Source organism: Arthrobacter sp. GQ119 (genome assembly GCF_059759125.1).
Genome location: NZ_JCAXEA010000025.1, coordinates 1 through 18,991, shown reverse-complemented (window position 1 = coordinate 18,991; position 18,991 = coordinate 1). Strand labels below are relative to the sequence as shown.

14 protein-coding genes are annotated in these 18,991 nt (G+C 66.8%); 4 read left to right on the top strand and 10 right to left on the bottom strand.

Translation table 11 applies throughout. The features are described from left to right. Positions 1-88 precede the first annotated feature (88 nt). A complete protein-coding gene (locus AC6CH3_RS19635; protein WP_498134019.1) occupies positions 89-742 on the top strand; it encodes a MerR family transcriptional regulator in 654 nt (217 codons plus the stop codon). Between the two features lie 56 nt (positions 743-798). Here the strand turns inward: AC6CH3_RS19635 and AC6CH3_RS19630 are convergent, their stop codons facing one another. From AC6CH3_RS19630 to glmS, 8 genes are all read right to left on the bottom strand, one after another. Then, positions 799-1,884, bottom strand: coding sequence for an inositol-3-phosphate synthase (locus AC6CH3_RS19630; protein WP_498134018.1), 1,086 nt, complete (start codon positions 1,882-1,884; stop codon positions 799-801). Positions 1,885-2,054: 170 nt separating this feature from the next. Continuing rightward, on the bottom strand, positions 2,055-3,095 hold the full coding sequence (gene mgrA, locus AC6CH3_RS19625; protein WP_498134017.1) for an L-glyceraldehyde 3-phosphate reductase: 1,041 nt from the start codon (positions 3,093-3,095) through the stop codon (positions 2,055-2,057). Between the two features lie 101 nt (positions 3,096-3,196). Continuing rightward, complete coding sequence (treZ, locus tag AC6CH3_RS19620; RefSeq protein ID WP_498134016.1) at positions 3,197-4,987, bottom strand: malto-oligosyltrehalose trehalohydrolase; 1,791 nt, start codon at positions 4,985-4,987, stop codon at positions 3,197-3,199. Further along, a complete protein-coding gene (treY, locus tag AC6CH3_RS19615) occupies positions 4,984-7,311 on the bottom strand; it encodes a malto-oligosyltrehalose synthase (protein ID WP_498134015.1) in 2,328 nt (775 codons plus the stop codon). The genes treZ and treY overlap by 4 nt, the downstream gene beginning before the upstream one ends. Then, a complete protein-coding gene (glgX, locus tag AC6CH3_RS19610; RefSeq protein WP_498134014.1) occupies positions 7,308-9,773 on the bottom strand; it encodes a glycogen debranching protein GlgX in 2,466 nt (821 codons plus the stop codon). The genes treY and glgX overlap by 4 nt, the downstream gene beginning before the upstream one ends. Before the next feature lie 72 nt (positions 9,774-9,845). Further along, positions 9,846-11,417 (bottom strand): NAD(P)H-hydrate epimerase, encoded by a 1,572-nt coding sequence (locus AC6CH3_RS19605; RefSeq protein ID WP_498134013.1) that lies wholly within the window; start codon positions 11,415-11,417, stop codon positions 9,846-9,848. A gap of 18 nt (positions 11,418-11,435) precedes the next feature. Further along, the gene (locus tag AC6CH3_RS19600; RefSeq protein WP_400580217.1) at positions 11,436-11,783 is read right to left on the bottom strand and encodes a holo-ACP synthase; all 348 of its coding nucleotides are present in this window, start codon (positions 11,781-11,783) and stop codon (positions 11,436-11,438) included. Between the two features lie 4 nt (positions 11,784-11,787). Continuing rightward, positions 11,788-13,680, bottom strand: coding sequence for a glutamine--fructose-6-phosphate transaminase (isomerizing) (gene glmS / locus AC6CH3_RS19595; RefSeq protein WP_498134012.1), 1,893 nt, complete (start codon positions 13,678-13,680; stop codon positions 11,788-11,790). A 180-nt stretch (positions 13,681-13,860) separates the two neighbouring features. Between glmS and coaA the strand changes: the two genes are divergently transcribed. The 3 genes from coaA (at position 13,861) to mscL (ending at position 16,269) form a co-directional block, all read left to right on the top strand. Then, complete coding sequence (gene coaA, locus AC6CH3_RS19590) at positions 13,861-14,826, top strand: type I pantothenate kinase (protein ID WP_498134011.1); 966 nt, start codon at positions 13,861-13,863, stop codon at positions 14,824-14,826. 5 nt (positions 14,827-14,831) lie between these two features. Then, the gene (locus AC6CH3_RS19585) at positions 14,832-15,782 is read left to right on the top strand and encodes a M15 family metallopeptidase (RefSeq protein ID WP_498134010.1); all 951 of its coding nucleotides are present in this window, start codon (positions 14,832-14,834) and stop codon (positions 15,780-15,782) included. Positions 15,783-15,873: 91 nt separating this feature from the next. After that, complete coding sequence (mscL, locus tag AC6CH3_RS19580; RefSeq protein ID WP_498134009.1) at positions 15,874-16,269, top strand: large conductance mechanosensitive channel protein MscL; 396 nt, start codon at positions 15,874-15,876, stop codon at positions 16,267-16,269. A gap of 49 nt (positions 16,270-16,318) precedes the next feature. Here mscL and AC6CH3_RS19575 read toward each other — a convergent pair whose 3' ends face one another. Further along, the gene (locus AC6CH3_RS19575; RefSeq protein WP_498134008.1) at positions 16,319-17,224 is read right to left on the bottom strand and encodes a hypothetical protein; all 906 of its coding nucleotides are present in this window, start codon (positions 17,222-17,224) and stop codon (positions 16,319-16,321) included. Between the two features lie 179 nt (positions 17,225-17,403). Continuing rightward, positions 17,404-18,777: a phosphoglucosamine mutase gene (gene glmM / locus AC6CH3_RS19570; RefSeq protein ID WP_498134007.1), complete on the bottom strand. Its 1,374-nt coding sequence runs from the start codon at positions 18,775-18,777 to the stop codon at positions 17,404-17,406. Positions 18,778-18,991 lie beyond the last annotated feature (214 nt).

The following is an 18,991-nucleotide window of genomic DNA, read 5'->3' as shown; positions in this document are numbered from 1 at the left end:
GCTTTAGGATAGGAGCACTATCCAACGCTTGTACATCAAGATAGTGGGCGCTGGTTTTGCTATCCAACCGGCAGGACGGGGAGGCAGGGTGCAGCTTAAAGAGCTAAGCGAGCGCTCCGGGGTTTCCGCGGCGAGCATTAAGTTCTATCTCCGCGAGGGACTGCTGCCCGCCGGCGAGTCGGTTCACGCCACGCGGGCCAGGTACTCCTCTCGCCATGTCAGCCGCCTAAGACTGATCCAGGCCCTGCGGGCAGTGGTGGGGCTCAACATCGATCAGATCCGAACGCTGGTGAAACTGGCCGACGACGGCGCGCCCCGCCTTGAGCTTCTTGCTGCGGTGCAGCGAACGGTACTGTTACTGGGGCTTACCCCGGTGAGCACCGGGCACGGTGACATCCACACCCGGGCGGGTGACGCCGTCGTACGCCTGCGAAACTGGCCGGACGCGCCCAGCGACGCCAGAGCGGCACTGGACGCGCATGTCTCGCAGATGGAAAGCCTCGGCGTGCCGGTGACCACCGAACTCTTGGATGCCTACAGCAAGGCGCTGGACTCGATCGCCGACCGGGACATCAATGCGACCGCGGCGCCGGAGGACACGAACGAGCTGATCCTGACGGCCGCCGTCGGCATGCACCTGCATAGTCAGCTGGTGCTCAAACTTCTTGCCTTGGCGCAGGCGAGCCACGCCATTGGGCGCTACAGGAAGGACGCCGAAAGCACGACGCTCCCCCACCCGTGAGGTGAGGGAGCGTCGGGACCAAACCCTTCAGGAAGTGAGGAAGGGTCGGAAGGGGGTTAGCGCTCGATGTCGCCGCGGATGAAGGCCTCAACCTTCTCCCTGGCGAGATCGTCGTTGAACTGCTCCGGCGGGGACTTCATGAAGTAGCTCGACGCGGACAGCAGCGGCCCGCCGATGCCGCGGTCCAGGCCGATCTTCGCCGCACGGATCGCATCGATGATCACACCGGCCGAGTTCGGCGAGTCCCAGACCTCCAGCTTGTACTCCAGCGACACCGGCGCGTCACCAAAGTTCCGGCCCTCCAAACGCACGAAGGCCCACTTGCGGTCATCAAGCCACTGCACATAATCGGACGGGCCAATGTGCACATCCTTCGCGGCGAGCTCACCCTCGACGTTGGAGGTCACGGCCTGGGTCTTGGAGATCTTCTTGGACTCCAGCCGGTCACGCTCGAGCATGTTCTTAAAGTCCATGTTCCCACCGACATTCAGCTGGTACGTGCGGTCCAGCGTCACACCACGGTCCTCGAACAGCTTCGCCATCACACGGTGCGTGATCGTGGCACCAATCTGGCTCTTAATGTCATCACCCACGATCGGCACACCCGCCGCCGTGAACCTGTCAGCCCACTCCTTCGTGCCCGCAATGAACACCGGCAACGCATTCACGAACGCCACCCCGGCATCGATCGCGCACTGGGCGTAAAACTCCGCCGCCTCCTGGGACCCGACCGGCAGGTAACAGACCATCACATCAGCCCGGGCGTCCTTCAGGGCCTGGACCACGTCCACCGGATCCTTCGTGGACTGCTCGATCGTCTCCAGGTAATACCGGCCCAGCCCGTCCAGCGTGTGCCCGCGCTGCACCGTCACACCCGTGGGCGGCACGTCCGCGATCTTGATGGTGTTGTTTTCGCTGGCCAGGATCGCATCGGCCAGGTCCACACCGACCTTCTTGCCATCCACATCGAACGCGGCCACAAACTGGACATCATTGACGTGGTACTTGCCAAACTCCACGTGCATCAGACCCGGGATCGTAGCCTGCGGGTCCGCATCCCGGTAATACTGGACACCCTGGACCAGCGAAGCGGCGCAGTTACCCACCCCGACGATTGCAACACGAATCGGATTTGAAGACACGGAACTCCTTTGAGAACAAAACTTCACGTGCCCTGCGCATCTGTACCTGGTTGTACGACGGCGTCTGACGGACACGGCGCCACGCGGCGCGCTTATCAGTGTAACTAAACAGCGCCGGAGCCGCTGTTATTCCCGGCCGCTCCGACCGCTTCATTACCGAGCGCCGTTACTCACACCCTCTGTGCCCAGAGGTTGATGTCCGATTCGACGGCGAATTCGTCGATGGCGGCCAGCTCCTCGGCGTCGAACTCCAGGTTGTTGATGGCTCCGAGGGTGTTTTCGAGCTGGGCCACGCTGGACGCGCCGATCAGGGCTGAGGTCACCGGGGATCCCTTGGGCTGGTCCCGGAGGATCCAGGCGATGGCCATCTGCGCGAGGGACTGGCCCCTGCCGGCGGCGATCCCGTTCAGCCCGCGGACGCGCTCCAGCTTGTCGTGGCTAATGCTCGATTCGGAGAGGAACCGGTCCTTGGCCGCACGGGAATCGGCAGGGATGCCGTGGAGGTAGCGGTCGGTCAGCATGCCCTGGGCCAGCGGCGAGAAGGCAATGGACCCGGCGCCCACCTGGTCAAGCGCCTCGTACAGGTTGGGGCTGCCGTCCTCGGTCCAGCGGTTCAGCATGGAGTAGCTGGGCTGGTGGATGAGCAGCGGGGTGCCGAGTTCCTTGAGGATCCGGGCCGCCTCCAGCGTCTGCTCGGGAGTGTAGGAGGAGATGCCGGCATAGAGGGCCTTACCGGAGCGCACTGCCTGGTCCAGCGCGCCCATGGTTTCCTCAAGGGGCGTCTCGGGGTCGGGGCGGTGGCTGTAGAAGATGTCCACGTAGTCCAGTCCCATGCGCTGCAGGGACTGGTCCAGGCTGGACAGCAGGTACTTGCGGGAGCCCCACTCGCCGTACGGGCCGGGCCACATGTGGTAGCCGGCCTTGGTGGCAATGACCAGTTCATCGCGGTACGGCTTGAAATCCTCGCGCAGGTGCCGGCCGAAGTTGGTCTCTGCCGATCCGGCCGGAGGGCCGTAGTTGTTGGCGAGGTCGAAGTGGGTTACGCCCAGGTCGAAGGCACGGCGCAGGATGGCGCGCTGTTCGTCGAAGCGCTTGTCGTCGCCGAAGTTGTGCCAGAGGCCGAGGGAGATGGCCGGCAGCTTAAGGCCGCTGCGTCCGACACGGCGGTATGGCATGGTTTCGTAGCGGTGGTCTGCAGCCAAATAAGTCATACGCTCCATCCTGCCAGCCACACAGACGCGCTGGGGCCGGTGTCCATCATCCGGTCAGGGTGACGGGCACCGGCCCACACAGCAGCCGGGAGGGCAGAAGGTCAGTCTCCGAGGACCGCCGCGCTCAGCCCCGGCAGTTCCACCTTGCCCCCCTCGATGCGGACGGCATCATCGGTGGCCAGGAGCAGCTCGGTGCCCGCCCTGTCGAGGGTGACGGAGTGTTCGGCGAAGTTCAGCAGCACCTGCACGCCGCCGCGGCGGAAGCGCAGCCACCGGGGCTCGTCGTCGAACTCCGCGTCGGTGTCCTCGAAGCCCAGGGCGGTGAGGTCCGGCGTGGAACGCCGCAGCCGGATGAGCGCCCGGTACAGCTCCAGCAGCCGGGCGTGGTCACCCGTGGAAGCTTCCGCCCAGTCCAGTTTGGAGCGCGTGAACGTTTCCGGATCCTGCGGATCGGGCACGACGGCGGGATCCCACCCCATGCGTTCGAACTCTTTGATCCGGCCTTCCGCGGTGGCTTTGCCAAGCTCGGGCTCGGGATGGGATGTGAAGAATTGCCAGGGCGTCGTGGCACCGTATTCCTCACCCATGAACAGCATGGGCGTGAACGGGCCGGTCAGGGTCAGCACGGCCGCGAGGGCCAGGCTGCCGTACGGCAACGACTGGGAGAGCCGGTCCCCGGTGGCCCTGTTGCCGATCTGGTCATGGTTCTGCGAGCAGACCACCAGTGCCGCCGGATGGACGGCGCTGAAGTTGATCGGGCGGCCATGGCGGCGTTCGCGGAAGCTGGAGTAGCTGCCGTCGTGGAAGAACCCGTCCCGCAGCACCTTGGCGAGGGCGCCCAGCGAAGCGAAGTCGCCGTAGTAGCCCGTGGTTTCCCCGCTGACGTTGACATGGACGGCATGGTGGAAGTCGTCGCTCCACTGCCCGGCCAGGCCGTAACCGTTGACATTCCGGGGGTACAGCAGGCGCGGGTTGTTGAGGTCCGACTCTGCGATCAGGGTCAGCGGACGGCCCACCTCAGCCGAGATCTCGTCGGCCAGGGCGCCGAAGTCCTCCAGGATGTGGACGGCACGCTCGTCCTTCAGCGCGTGGACGGCGTCCAGGCGGAGGCCGTCCACCCGGTAGTCGCGCAGCCACATCGCGACGTTGTCGAGGATGTACCGGCGCACGTGGTCCGAGCCAGGCCCGTCGAGGTTGACGGATTCGCCCCAGGTGTTGCCCTCGCCGTGCTTGAGGTACGGCCCGAACCTGGGGAGGTAATTTCCGCTCGGCCCGAGGTGGTTGTAGACCACGTCCTGGATGACGCCGATGCCGGCGGCGTGGGCGGCGTCCACGAACCGCTGGTACGCGGCCGGCCCGCCGTAGCCCTCGTGGACGGCGAACCACTGCACGCCGTCGTAGCCCCAGTTGTGCGTTCCGTTGAAGGCATTGACGGGCAGCAGTTCCACGTAGTCGATTCCCAGCCCGGCCAGATAGTCCAGCTTTGAGGCTGCGGCGTCGAGTGTCCCCTCCGACGTGAAGGTTCCGAGGTGGAGCTCGTAGATCACGGCCCCCTGGAGCGCCCTGCCCTGCCACCCCGTGTCCTGCCACTGGTAGGTTCCGGGATCGAACGTGCGGGACAGGGCGTGGACGCCTTGCGGCTGGCGCCGGGTCCGGGGATCGGGCAGCGGCGTTTCGTCGCCGTCGAGCAGGTATCCGTAGTCGGCCTCACCGGTTGCGGGTGCCTCCGCGGCCGTCCACCAGCCGTCGTCCTCCGGCCCGGTGCCGGTCCGGCCGGTCATCGGGTAGCGCTCCCCGCCGGCCAGCAGCGTCACAGAGCCTGCATTGGGTGCCCAGATGTCGAACCGCTGCGGCCCGTGGACGGGCTTGGCCGCGTAATTCTGCTGCGTCATGACTTTTCTCCTGTCTCAGGAACCAGCAGCGCCACCGGGTAGGCCCGGAAGATCTCCGATAGCGCCGCCGGCCCGGGGCCGAAGCCCGTACCGGTCAGTTCATCTTTCATGGCGGTCTCAAGCTCGACGGCGGTGTCCCGCCAGCCGCCCGACTGTTCCAGTCCGCGGGGCAGCCGGGTCGCCAGGGTCACCGCGCCCGGCGCTCCCCCGGCTCCGCGGTCGAAGCCCAGCAGGTGCGCGGCCGCGGGGCCGCTGGCCTGCACCGGGCGGTACCCGGCGAACAGCTCCGGCCGGTCCCGGCGCAGCCGCAGGGCCCGGGAGGTCACCAGCAGCTTGGCCCGCTCGTCGGTGAAGGACTCCGGCCGTTCGCCGGCGTCCAGCTGTTCCAGGGCGCGTATCCGGTCCGGGAAGCTGAACGGGCGGCGGTTGTCCGGGTCGGTCAGAGAGCGGTCCCAGAACTCGGTGCCCTGATACACATCGGGCACGCCGGGCATAGTCAGCTGCACCAGCTTCGCCGAGAGCGAGTTCGAGGCGCCGTAGGGTGCCAGGAGGTCCACGAGGGCCTCCAGTTCGGAGCGGACCTCCGGATTGTCGAACGCGGCGTCGACGGCAGCCGTCAGCTTCTCCTCGAAGGCTCGATCGGGATCGGTCCAGGTGGTGGAGTTGCTGGCCTCGCGGGCCGCCTTGAGTGCGTAGGACCGGAGGCGTTCCCTGTCCGCCGGCCACACGCCGGCAATGGCCTGCCACAGCAGGACGGACAGCGGTCCGTCAGGCAGCGGCGCCAGGGCGTTGAGCCTGTCAAGGGCCTTCTCCCAGTCGGCCGCCACCTCCGGGATGACCGAAATCCGTGCCCGGGTGTCCTCGCTACGCTTCGTGTCGTGGGTGCTGAGCGTGGTCATGGAGAGCGGCAGCTCCGCCTGGCGGCGGGACATCCGGCGGTGGAATTCCTGGGCGTCGAGCGAGAACTCCGTGGGGTCCGCGCCTACTTCCGTGAGCGTGCCGAGCCTGTTGTAGCGGAAGAACGCGGTGTCCTCCACGCCTTTGGCCATGACCATGCCAGAGGTCTGCTGGAACCTGCGGGAGAGTTCAAGATCCGTGTCCTGCAGCAGCGGGTGCAGAATCCGGATGGCCTGGTCCAGCTCAGGACGCCACCGTGCAGCGAGCTCGCAGGCTTCCTTCAGGACTTCCCCGCCCGTAGGCAGGTAGGTGCGGTAGACGGGGAACGCCGCGATGATTTCAGCGATCGCATCGGCTGCCGCCTCCGCGGAAACGCCCGAACCGTCCGGGGCCAGCCGCGCGAGCCGCAGGATCTCGGAGCGAAGAATGCCGTCCGTGATCCGGCGCTTGGTTCCGCGGATCATCTCGTGGTAGTCGGCAGGTTCGCCGCCGCGCAGCCGGGCGTCGATCCGGTCCAGCACGTCGCGTCCCTGCGGATCGACAAACACGCGGTCGACGTCGGCCAGGGCGTCGTAGCCGGTGGTCCCTTCGCATTCGAAGCTGGCGGGCAGCTGCTCCCCTGCCTCAAGGATCTTTTCGACCAGCAGGTAGGCGCCGCCGGTTGCCTCCCGGAGCCGCTTCAGGTAGCCCTCCGGGTCAGCGAGGCCGTCCGGGTGGTCGATCCGCAGTCCGTCCGCAAGTCCTTCGCGGAACCAGCGCACGACTTCCCCGTGGGCCATATCGAAGACGGACGGCAGCTCGACGCGGACACCGGCCAGCGAGTTCACGGCGAAGAAGCGGCGGTAGTTCAGCTCGTTGTCCGCACGGCGCCAGCCCATGAGTTCATAATGCTGCCTGGCGTGCACATCCCGGGGGGAATCACCCTCGGTGTAGCTGCCCTCGGCCAGCGGGAAGCGGTGGTCGTAGTACCGCAGTTCACCGTCCTTGACCTCGAGCTGGTCGAGGTCGTCGTCACTGCCCAGCACCGGAATCCGGATGCGGCCGCCGGCAAGGTCCCAGTCGACGTCGAACGCCTCCGCGTAGGGGGACCCGCGGCCCTCTTTGAGCAGCGACCACCACCACGGATTCTGGGCCGGCGTGGCCACGCCCACATGGTTGGGCACGATGTCGATCAGGACGCCCATGCCGGCAGCACGGGCCGCCCGGGACACGGCCGCCAGGCCCTCGGGACCGCCGCGCTCCGGGTCCACCACGGACGGATCCGTGACGTCATAGCCGTGGTCTGAACCGCTCTCGGCTTTGAGCACCGGCGACAGGTAGATCCAGTCGACGCCCAGTGAGTGCAGGTATGGCACGGTTTCGGCGGCGTCAAAAAGGGTGAACCCCTGCCTGATCTGGAGGCGGTAGGTGGAGACGGGCGTCCTCATGCGTCCTCCCCTGCCTGCCTGCCTGCCTTCGGTTTCCCAGTGCGCTTCCCGGCACTATTCCCTGAGTGCTTTCCGGAATGATGTCCGGCGCGTTTTTCCAGCGGCTTCTCCGCCAGTTTCTGTGCCGGCTTCTCTGCCGGTTCTTCCGCCGGTTCTTCCGCCGGCTGCTCAACCGGCTGCTCTGCTGGTTCCTCCGCTGGCTCCGGGCCTGGCTCCGGGACGATCTTCGGCGCCGCTTTCTTTGTTGTACGCGGCTCCGGCGTGGCGGGGGCTGTGAGCGCAGCCGTCTCTGCGGTTGCCGAGTGCGTCAGCGCCGCCAGCGAGGCGGCCACGGAGTGGTCGGGCTCCTCCTCCGGAGCGCTGTGGGCACGCAGCACCACGAGTGACTTCGCCGCGACGGTCAGCCCTTTGCCGGCGGCCACCGGCCCGGAGTCCGCGCCTTCCCCGGCGGTGTCGATGATGATGTCCCAGGCCGGGGCGTACTCGTCCGGCGGCAGCCTGAACTCGACGTCGCCGTCGTGCGCATTGAAGTACAGCACAAAGTTGACGTCCTGAATGCGCCGCCCGCGGCTGTCCTTGCCCTGGATGCCGTCACCGTTGAGGAAGACACCGACTGAACGGCCGAAGCCGCTGTCCCAGTCCTCCGGCTGCATGACGGAGCCGTCGGGGTCCAGCCAGACGATGTCCGGCAGCCGTTCGCCTTCGCCCCGGCGGACGGGCCTGCCGTCGAAGAAGCGGCTGCGTCTGAACGTGGGGTGTTTGGCCCGCAGTGAGTTGACGGCGGCCGTGAACTCGATCAGGGGCTGGTCAACGTTGTCCCAGTTGATCCAGGTCAGTTCCGAGTCCTGGCAGTAGCCGTTGTTGTTGCCCTGCTGCGTCCGGCCCAGTTCGTCGCCGTGGAGCAGCATGGGCACGCCCTGGGAGAGCAGAAGCGAGCCGATGAAGTTCCGCTGCTGCCGGGCGCGGAGGGCGAGGACCTTGGCGTCGTCGGTGGGGCCTTCGGCCCCGCAGTTCCAGGAGCGGTTGTGGGATTCGCCGTCGTTGTTGCCTTCGCCGTTGGCGTGGTTGTGCTTCTCGTTGTAGGACACCAGGTCTGCCAGCGTGAAGCCGTCGTGGGCCGTGACGAAGTTGATGGAGGCCACGGGCCGGCGGCCGGAGTGCTCATAGAGGTCTGCGGAGCCCGTGATGCGCGAGGCGAACTCGCCCAGCGTTGCCGGCTCGCCGCGCCAGAAGTCACGGACGGTGTCGCGGTACTTTCCGTTCCATTCCGTCCACTGCGGCGGGAAGTTGCCCACCTGGTAGCCGCCGGGTCCGACATCCCACGGCTCCGCGATCAGCTTGACCTGCGAGACCACCGGGTCCTGCTGGATGAGTTCGAAGAAGGTGGAGAGTTTGTCGACGTCGTAGAACTCGCGGGCCAGTGTGGAGGCGAGGTCGAAGCGGAAGCCGTCCACGTGCATTTCGGTCACCCAGTAGCGCAGGGAGTCCATGAGCAGCTGCAGGGAGTGCGGATGGCGGACGTTCAGCGAGTTGCCGGTGCCGGTGTAGTCCATGTAGTGCTGGAGGTCCCCCTCCATCAGCCGGTAGTAGGCCTGGTTGTCGATGCCCTTGAAGGACAGGGTGGGCCCGAGGTGGTTGCCCTCTGCCGTGTGGTTGTACACCACGTCAAGGATGACTTCGATGCCTGCGCGGTGCAGCGTGCGGACCATGGCCTTGAAGTCCTGGACCTGCTGCCCGGTGTCCCCGGTGGAGCTGTAGCTGTTGTGCGGCGCGAAGAACCCGATGGTGTTGTAGCCCCAATAGTTGCTGAGCCCCTTGTCCTCCAGGATCCCGTCGTTCACGAACTGGTGCACCGGCATGAGCTCGATCGCCGTGACGCCCAGCTTCTGCAGGTGCGAGATGACGGAGGGGTGTGCCACGCCGGCGTAGGTGCCGCGCTGCTCCTCGGGGATCTCGGGGTGGAGCTGCGTGAGGCCCTTGACGTGGGCTTCGTAGATGACGGACTGGTGGTACGGGATGCGCGGGAGGTGGTCGCCGTCCCAGTCGAAGAACGGGTTGATGACCACGCCCATCATCATGTGCGGTGCGGAGTCCTGGTCGTTCCGGGACGTGGGGTCGCCCATGTTGTAGGAGAAGAGGGCGGGATCCCAGTCGATCTGGCCGTGCACTGCCTTGGCGTACGGGTCCAGGAGGAGCTTGTTCGGGTTGAAGCGGTTTCCGGAGGAGGGGTCGTAGGGCCCGTGGACGCGGTAGCCGTACTTCTGGCCGGGCTGCACGTGCGGCAGGTAACAGTGCCACACATACCCGTCCACTTCCGCGACGTCCACTCTGGTCTCTGTGCCGTCGTCGTCGAAGAGGCACAGTTCAACCTTGTCTGCCCGTTCGCTGAACAATGCGAAGTTGGTTCCGGTTCCGTTGAAGGTGGCGCCAAGGGGATACGCCGATCCGGGCCAGATTTCCATTCGTGCTCCTATTACGTTGTCCAACATTGCCTCCGGCGGGTGTGTCGTGCACCACCCGCGGCGGGCTCGGTCTTACCGTAGCGGGTGGCGGTGACTATTACGGTTGCCGGTCCGCTGATTACTAAGCGTGCTGACTTTACCCCAAATTCCGGGTAAGGCGTCCGCAATCCGGCCTGCGGTCAGCGGCGCGCCGTCCGCGGCGGCCGCTCCGGCGCGCGCGTGAAGGCTCGCCGCCATGGCGGCAATGGCCGCCCAGCGCTCGTCCGGATCGATGCCCGCCGCCCGGAAGCGGCCGACGTCGGGCCCCACCTGGGCGAGCAGCGCACCGATGACGCCGGCCAGCACGTCACCGCTGCCGGCGGTGGCCAGCCAGGGTGTGCCGTCGGACTGGCTGTAGAAGTCCTGGTAGGGCGAGGCCACCAGGGTGGTGGCGCCCTTGAGCAGGACCGTGGCCTCCGTCAGGCCCGCGGCCTGGCGGGCCGCCGAGAGGGTCGCGGCTTCCACGGCCTCACGGTCCAGGCCGGCCCCGAGGCGCCGCAGCAGGGTGGCAAGTTCTCCCGCGTGCGGAGTCAGGACCACCTGCGGCGCCAGGACGTCCGGCAGCCCCGGGAGGGCGCCCGCGTCAGCGACGGTGGGCAGACCGGAGTCGGCGGCGTCGCGCACGTGCTGCATCTGCTCGTCGTCGGACCCGTCCATCCCGGACCCCACGAGCCACGCCTGGACATGCGTGTCGGCGACTGTTCCGGTGCTGCACACCACTTCCGGGCAGCTTTGCCTGATGAGGTCGGCGACGTCCGGCGGGCCGAGGTAGCGCACCATGCCCACGCCAGCGGCGAGTGCCCCGCGGCAGGCAAGCACCGCAGCCCCCGGGTACGCGCTGGACCCCGCCACCACACCGAGGACACCCCGGGAGTACTTGTGCGAGCGCCGCTCGGGATTCGGGAGCAGCGTGGCGAGGTCAGAGGCCTCCAGCCGCCGCAGCGCCGGCCAGGGAAGCCCCTTCTCGATTCCGATCGGGACCACCCGGACCACGCCGGCGAAGTCTGCTCCGGGGTCGGCCAGCAGCCCGGCCTTGGCGGCGCCGAAGGTGACGGTGAGATCGGCACGCAGCACCGGTCCCGCTGTTTCTCCGGTGTCGGAGTTCAGTCCGCTGGGAACATCGCAGGCGACGGCCAGGCGTGGCGGCTGGTCAGCAAGCAGGGACACCAGGGCGGCGGCGCTGCCACGGAGTCCGCCCTGGGCGCCGGTCCCCAGCAGGGCGTCGATGACGACGTCGGCCCGGCCGGCCTGCGCTGCCAGGTCACCGGCGTTGGCTTCGGTCAAATGGATGAGGCGGCCGCCGGCCCGCTCAAAGGCGGCCAGCGCTTCGGGGTGGGCGCTGTCCGCGGCGAGGACCGCCGTCGTCCGCATTCCCCGTCCGGCGAGGTGCGCGGCCGCAAAGAGGCCGTCGCCGCCGTTGTTGCCCTTGCCGGTGAGAACCACAACGCTGGCGCCGTAGAGCCGCCGGCCACGGGCCCGCAGTTCTGAGACCACCGCGTTGGCAAGGCCGTAGGCTGCCCGCTGCATGAGAACAGCGCCCATACCGGAATCCACAAGGGGCTTTTCAGCCTCCCTGATCTGGGTTCCGGTATAGGCGCTGATCATGGGTGAGTCCGGAGGGGGTCAGCCCTCGGCCAGGACGGTCGCGGTGGCGATGCCGCCATCGTGGCTCATGGACAGATGCCAGCGTTTGACGCCCTTGGCGTCCGCCACGGCCAGCACCGTCCCCTTGACCTGGATGGTGGGGCCGTTCTCGTCGAGTCCGATCCAGCAGTGCTGCCAGTTCATGCCGGCGGGCGCGCCCAGGACCTTGGCCACTGCTTCCTTGGCGGCAAAGCGTGCTGCCAGGGAGCGGGTGTTCAGCTCACGCTCTGCCGGCACGAACAACCTGTCGCGCAGCCCTGGGGTGCGTTCCAGCTGGCGGCCGAAGCGCTCAATGTCCACGACGTCAACGCCGATGCCAATAATCATGGGCTTACTCTACGGTGACGCTCTTGGCCAGGTTGCGCGGCTGGTCCACGTCGTAGCCCTTGGCAGCGGCAAGTTCACAGGCGAAGATCTGCAGCGGCACCGTGGTCAGCAGCGGCATGAGCAGCGTGGGCGTTTCCGGCACGTAGAAGACGTGTTCGGCGTAGTCCCGGACTGCCTCGTCGCCTTCCTCGGCGATCACCAGGGTGCGGGCACCGCGGGCGCGGATCTCCTGGATGTTGCTGACCACCTTGGAGTGCAGCGAGTCCCTGCCCCGCGGCGAAGGCACGACGACGAAGACCGGCTGGCCTTCATCGATCAGCGCGATCGGGCCGTGCTTGAGCTCACCGGCGGCGAAGCCCTCGGCGTGGATGTAGGCGATTTCCTTCAGCTTCAGCGCCCCCTCGAGGGCCACCGGGTAGCCGACGTGGCGGCCCAGGAACAGCACGGACTTCTCGTCCTTCATGCTGCGGGCAAGCTCGCGCAGTTCATCCGCGTTGTCCAGGATCTTCTGGATCTTGGCCGGGATCTTGCCCAGGTCGGCGAGCACGTCCTTGATCTGGCCGGAGAAGATGTTCCCGCGCAGCTGTGCCAGGTACAGGCCCAGCAGGTATGCGGCGGTGATCTGGGCCAGGAACGCCTTGGTGGACGCCACCGCGATTTCCGGACCGGCGTGCGTGTACAGGACGGCGTCGGATTCACGCGGAATCGTGGACCCGTTGGTGTTGCAGATGGACACCGTGATGGCACCCTGTTCCCGGGCGTACCGCACGGCCATGAGGGTATCCATCGTTTCGCCGGACTGGCTGATGGAGACCACCAGGGTGTTGGAGTCAACGATGGGGTCGCGGTAGCGGAATTCGTGGGCGAGCTCCACCTCGGTGGGGATGCGGCACCAGTTCTCGATGGCGTACTTGGCAACCAGGCCGGCGTACGCGGCGGTGCCGCAGGCCAGCACGATGATCTTGTCGACCTTCTTCAGCAGCTGCGGGTCGATGCGCAGCTCGTCCAGGGTCAGCTTGCCGTTCAGGTCGGACCGTCCCAGCAGCGTCTGGGCCACGGCGTCGGGCTGGTCATGGATTTCCTTCTCCATGAAGGACGAGAAGCCGCCCTTTTCGGCGGACGCCGGATCCCAGTCAACGTGGTATTCCTTGCCCTTGGCCGGGGCGCCGAAGAAGTCCGTGATTTCCACCGTGTCAGCGGTGATCGTCACGATCTGGTCCTGGCCGAGCTCCACAGCACGGCGGGTGTAGTCGATGAATCCGGAGACATCCGAGCCCAGGAAGTTCTCCCCCTCGCCCAGACCCACCACGAGCGGCGAGTTCCGGCGCGCGGCCACGACGACGTCGGGCTGGTCCGCGTGCACGGCCAGCAGGGTGAACGCGCCTTCCAGGCGCTGGCAGGCGAGCTGCATCGCGGTGGTCAGACCGCCGTCGCTGACGTCGCCGCCCAGCTTGTTCCGGAAGATGTCCCCCAGCAGGGCGGCCGCGACCTCGGTGTCCGTCTCCGATTCGAAGACCACGCCCTTGGACAGCAGTTCCTGCTTCAGCTCGGCAAAGTTTTCGATGATGCCGTTGTGGATCACCGCGAGCTTCCCGCCGTCGGACAGGTGCGGGTGCGCGTTCTGGTCCGTCGGACCGCCGTGCGTGGCCCAGCGCGTGTGACCGATGCCGGTCAGCGACTCAGGCAACGGACGCGCCTCCAGTTCAGCGAGCAGGTTGCTCAGCTTCCCGGACTTCTTACGGGAGGAGATCTCCCCGTCAGCCACTACGGCCACGCCCGCCGAGTCATACCCCCGGTACTCCAGGCGGCGCAGACCTTCAAGAACAACATCCAGCGCACCGTGGCCGGCATCAGCCCGGCCAGACGTACGCCCTACATAACCCACGATTCCACACATGGGTATAAGCCTAACCGGCTTTGCGGAGAACCGACGTCGGACAAGCTCCGGCACGGCGAGCGGCAGGGGCCTCCAAAGCGCTTGGAAGAAGGCCCGCCGCGGCAGGAAAGTGCCCGTCATCAGGCGCTTCGCGGCGGGCCCCATTTCGCTCTCGGCGTTGCGAGGGGCAGAATCTCTAGGGTGACTTCGCAACGCAATGAAGCGAACGGGGAAGGTGTCTCGCCGTTCGTGGAGCTGGACCGGCAGACCTGGTCCCGGCTCGCAGCCCAGATGGAGCAGCCCCTTAACAAAGAGGATGTGCTGCGCCTTCGTGGCCTCGGCGACCCCCTTGACATCGATGAGGTCCGGGAGGTTTACCTGCCGTTGTCACGCCTGCTGCACCTTTACGTCGAAGCCGCCGGGCAGCTGCATGCCGCCACCACCACGTTCCTGGGCGAACAGACCCAGCGGACGCCGTTTGTCATCGGCGTCGCAGGATCCGTGGCCGTGGGCAAGTCCACCATCGCCCGCGTGCTGCGGGAAATGCTCCGGCGGTGGCCAGGGACCCCCAACGTCGAACTGATCACCACCGACGGCTTCCTGTACCCGCTGGCCGAGCTCAAGCGCCGGCAGCTGCTCGAACGCAAGGGCTTCCCGGAATCCTACGACCGCAGGGCACTGCTGAGGTTCGTGAGCGAGATCAAGGGCGGAGCAGAGGAAGTCCGGGCACCCTGGTATTCCCACGTCACCTATGACATCGTCCCCGGCAAGGAAGTGGTGGTCCGCCGCCCGGATGTTCTCATCGTGGAAGGGCTGAACGTCCTGGCCCCCGCGAGGCCCCGGCATGACGGCCGCCAGGGGCTGGCGCTGAGCGACTTCTTCGACTTCTCTATATACGTGGATGCCAAGACTTCCTACATCGAGGAATGGTACGTGGACCGGTTCCGCAAGCTCCGCTCCACGGCCTTCGCGCAGCCGGAGTCGTACTTCCACCGCTACGCCACGCTCTCTGACGAGGAAGCCGAAGTTACGGCCCGCGACATCTGGAAGCGGATCAACGAGCCGAACCTTGAGGAGAACGTGCTTCCCACCCGTGGGCGGGCCCAGCTTGTGCTGACCAAGGAAGCGGACCATTCCGTTCGCCGCATGCTGCTAAGGAAGGTCTAGCACACGTGTGCTACGACTGTTCCCCCACGCCGGAGCTCCCGGCAGATAAAGCGGTTTCTGTGCCCAGCCGGCGCGTCGTCGCACGGCTGCTCTTCGCGGGTGCGGGGCTGTCCGCGCTGGCTGCCTGCGCTCCGGCAAGTCCGCAGCCCGCTCCCCCCGCCACAACGGGGACGACGCCGGCACTGCCGACCGCGTCCAGCCCGCCGGGGGCCTCTTCCGGTTCTGCCTCTGCCTCGGTGGCTCCGACCGCGGCAGCATCACCGACGCCCGCCACGCGCTCTGCGTCAGCACCGCCGTCGGCCACCGCGACGGCGGCGCCAGCACCGCCGTCGGTTGCTGCCCGCCTGCCCAGGCAGTATTCGCTGACCGACCCGGCCAGCCCCTGGCTGGTGGTCAATAAACGGCGCCCGCTGAAGCCCGCCAACTATGTCCCGCGTGACCTCATCCAGCCGCGGGTCGCCCTCGCCGTATCCGGCGAGGCGGCGCTCCTGAACCGCACGACGGCGGCTGCCGCGGAACGGATGTTCGCCGCCGCGGCGGCGGACGGTGTGACCATGACGCTGGCCAGCGGCTACCGTTCGTACGCCACTCAGGCGGCGACGTACAACGGCCATGTCAGTGTGCGCGGACAGGCGGCCGCCGACACTGTTTCAGCGCGTCCGGGGTATTCCGAGCACCAGACCGGCTGGGCGTTCGACCTCGGCGACGGCGGCGGGGCCTGCAGCTTCCAGCCGTGTTTTGCCGAGCAGCCTGCCGGGGTGTGGGCGAAGGCCAACGCCCACCGGTTCGGCTTCGTGGTGCGGTACCCGTGGATGATGCATCCCATCACCGGCTACTACTACGAGTCCTGGCATCTGCGGTTCATCGGCGTGGAGGCAGCGGCCGACATGCGGAAGCGCGGGATCGCCACGCTGGAGGAGTACTTCGGGCTCGAAGCGGCGCCGGGTTACCCATAACGGAAGAGTTCAAACAAAAGTCCCAGGCTTTTTCCCCGGCGTTCCGTTTTGCTGTGCGCAGGTCTACAGCGATTGCTATAGCTTGGTTCCCATGCTTACCGGATTCAAGAAATTCATTCTCAAGGGCAATGTCATTGACCTTGCCGTAGCCGTCATCATCGGCGCTGCCTTCAGTGCAGTCGTGGACGCATTGGTTAAGAACGTCATGATGCCCCTCATCTCCCTGCTGGTGGGAGAGCCCAACTTTGACAACTTCCTCGCCTTCGGCGATATACGGTTCGGGGTGCTCCTCACCGCGGTAGTCAACTTCCTGCTGGTTGCCGCGGCCATCTACTTCGTCATTATTGTGCCGATGAACCACATGATCGAGCGCCGCAATCGCAAGCTCGGCATCAACCAGGACGTCAAGGAGGAAGCCGCTGAAGACCCGCAAATCGCACTGCTCACCGAGATCCGGGACGCGCTGCGCAGCGACTCCACTAAGTGAGTAACTTCCGTTCGACGACCAACGCCTCCTGCTTACCCGGCTCGTCTGTTTAGGGCAGCCCGTCCACCGAGCCGAGGCCGCATCGGGCGACGACGTACCCCCAGAACAACAGTGCGTGTGGACGGGTTCCGCGCCAGCTCAACGGGACAGAAGCGCCACTTCGCTCGATGACCGTAGCTGTCCACCGGCGTCGCACCAGCCCGGGCCGGCGGAGCCGGAGCTTGCTGAGGGAGGAGTAGGGGATCCATTTCCCGGCATGGAGCTTTGCAAGGCGGACAGCTCGAGCTGACTTAACGGTGGCGCGCTGAAAGTGTGGGTTCTCGCTCTGGTCCAGGGGGCCGTGCGGGATGGTGCCGGCGGGCAGGATGAGGATGCCGTTGCGATTGACCCATACTTGAACTCTCCGCCCATTACTCGCGGCGTCGCCGGAGACCAGGCGGCACAGGTCGTCGTCTTCGGGAGGTTCCTCCGCCTGTGCCGACTGTGTTGTCTGAACCGTGGCGGCTTGCTCGGTCGGGGCGCCACCGTCTCCGGCTCGGGTGTCCGGCTGGCCCGCCGAATGCGGGTCATGAGCCCTCCTGTTGGCAGCGGCGACGGCCTGCATAACGGCTGCGCGCAGTCCATCGGCGCACAGCCGGGGCGCGGCAACGGCGAACACCTCGCGATCGAGCTGGACAACCGAGCGGACACCCACCTGTTCTCCCAACAGGTCCGCCAGGTCGTCGTGATCGGGCCGGACGAGCAGACCGACCCCGTCGTCCAGTTCCACCGTCCAGCCGTGGTTGGCGATCTCGGGTTCGTTCTCGGCCTCGACGGAGATCCAGTCGGCCAGCTCGGCCGGCCGAACCGGTGTGTCCGCCTCCTCCGCGATGCGTGGCACGAGGAGTCCCAGACGCTCGACAGCATCAGTGGTGTGAAGAGTACAGTCATGCTTCTTCAGTCGGTGTTTCACCATTGCCGTCCATCCCCCCACGAGCATCGACCGTCCTTCGGCACACGCGAGTCTACGGCAATCAGCGTCCGGAACAAGGGGCCGTCCTGGAGATCAACCGGCACCCCAACGGACAAAAGCGGTCCGCCTCCCAAGGGAGGGGACCGCTTTGTGATTGTTCCTTACGTCCGGCGGGACTCGGCCTACGGGACGAGCTCGCTCGGAGCGCTGCCCAGCGCCAGTTCGGATTTGACCACGTGCGCCAGGCGCTCGGCGATGACCTGTGCGGTCTCCTGGCTTCCGGCCTCCACCATGACGCGCACAACAGGTTCCGTGCCGGACGGGCGGAGGAGCACGCGGCCGGTCTCGCCGAGTTCCGCCTCGGCAACCCGTACGGCTGCGGCGAGGACCTGATCGCCCTTGACCCGGGAGCGGTCCACGTCCTTCACGTTGATGAGGACCTGAGGGAGTTTGATCATCACCGTGGCCAGCTCCTTGAGCGGCCTGCCCGTGAGCGCCACCTGGGCTGCCAACTGCAGGCCTGTCAGGACACCGTCGCCGGTAGTGGCGTAGTCGGCGAGGATCACGTGACCGGACTGTTCGCCGCCGAGGTTGAAACCGCCGTCGCGCATCTGTTCGAGAACATACCGGTCCCCCACGCCCGTCTCGCGGATCTCAATGCCGGCGTTCCGGAGCGCGATCTTCAGTCCGAGGTTGCTCATCACGGTGGCCACCAGAACGTTGTCTCTGAGCTTGCCGGCGTTCTTAAGGGCAATTGCGAGGATGGCCATGATCTGGTCGCCATCCACTTCGTTGCCTTCATGGTCAACGGCGAGGCAGCGGTCGGCGTCCCCGTCATGGGCGATGCCCAGATCCGCGCCGTGCGCCACCACGGCAGCCTTGAGCGGGCCCAGATGGGTGGAGCCAACGCCGTCGTTGATGTTCAGGCCATCCGGCTCCGCGCCGATAACCACGACATCAGCGCCGGCGTCCTTGAAGACCTGCGGGGAACAGCCGCTGGCGGCGCCATGGGCGCAATCCAGGACCACCTTCAGGCCGTGCAGGTTGTGCGGCAGGGTTCCCAGGAGGTGGACGATGTAGCGGTCCTCGGCGTCGGAGAAGCGCTGGATGCGCCCGACTTCGCCGCCGACGGGCCGGACCGGCTCCTTGCCCATCTGCTCCTCGATGGCGTCCTCCACCTCGTCGGGGAGCTTCTGGCCGCCGCGGGCGAAGAACTTGATGCCGTTGTCCGGAGCGGGGTTATGGGAGGCGGAGATCATCACGCCAAAGTCCGCCTTCAGGTCGGCCACGAGATAGGCCGCCGCGGGGGTGGGGAGGACTCCGGCGTCGTAGACGTCGATGCCGGAGCTGGACAGGCCGGCCTCCACGGCGGCGGCGATGAACTCGCCGCTGGCGCGAGGGTCCCTCGCCACCACGGCGCGCGGCCGCGCACCTTCAGTGGTGCGTTCATGGCCGAGCACGACGGCGGCGGCCTGGGCCAGCTGCATTGCGAGCTCGGCGGTCAACAGGCCGTTCGCCAGGCCCCGGACACCGTCTGTTCCAAATAATGTAGACATCGGGTCAAGTTTAGACGACGCAGGTGCGCCTCCCTGCATCGGCCAGCGCGCGGAGAGCCGCCTGGTTGCGTTTGACCTGACCACGGGCTCTTCAGCAGGGTCACCGAGCGACGGCAGCCAAAGCCGAGCTCGCTGCAAGGGCTTAACGGCAGAAGCCCGCCCCACCAATGGCGGGACGGGCTTCTGTGAAGCGGCAGCGCTTCGTAAGCGGGAT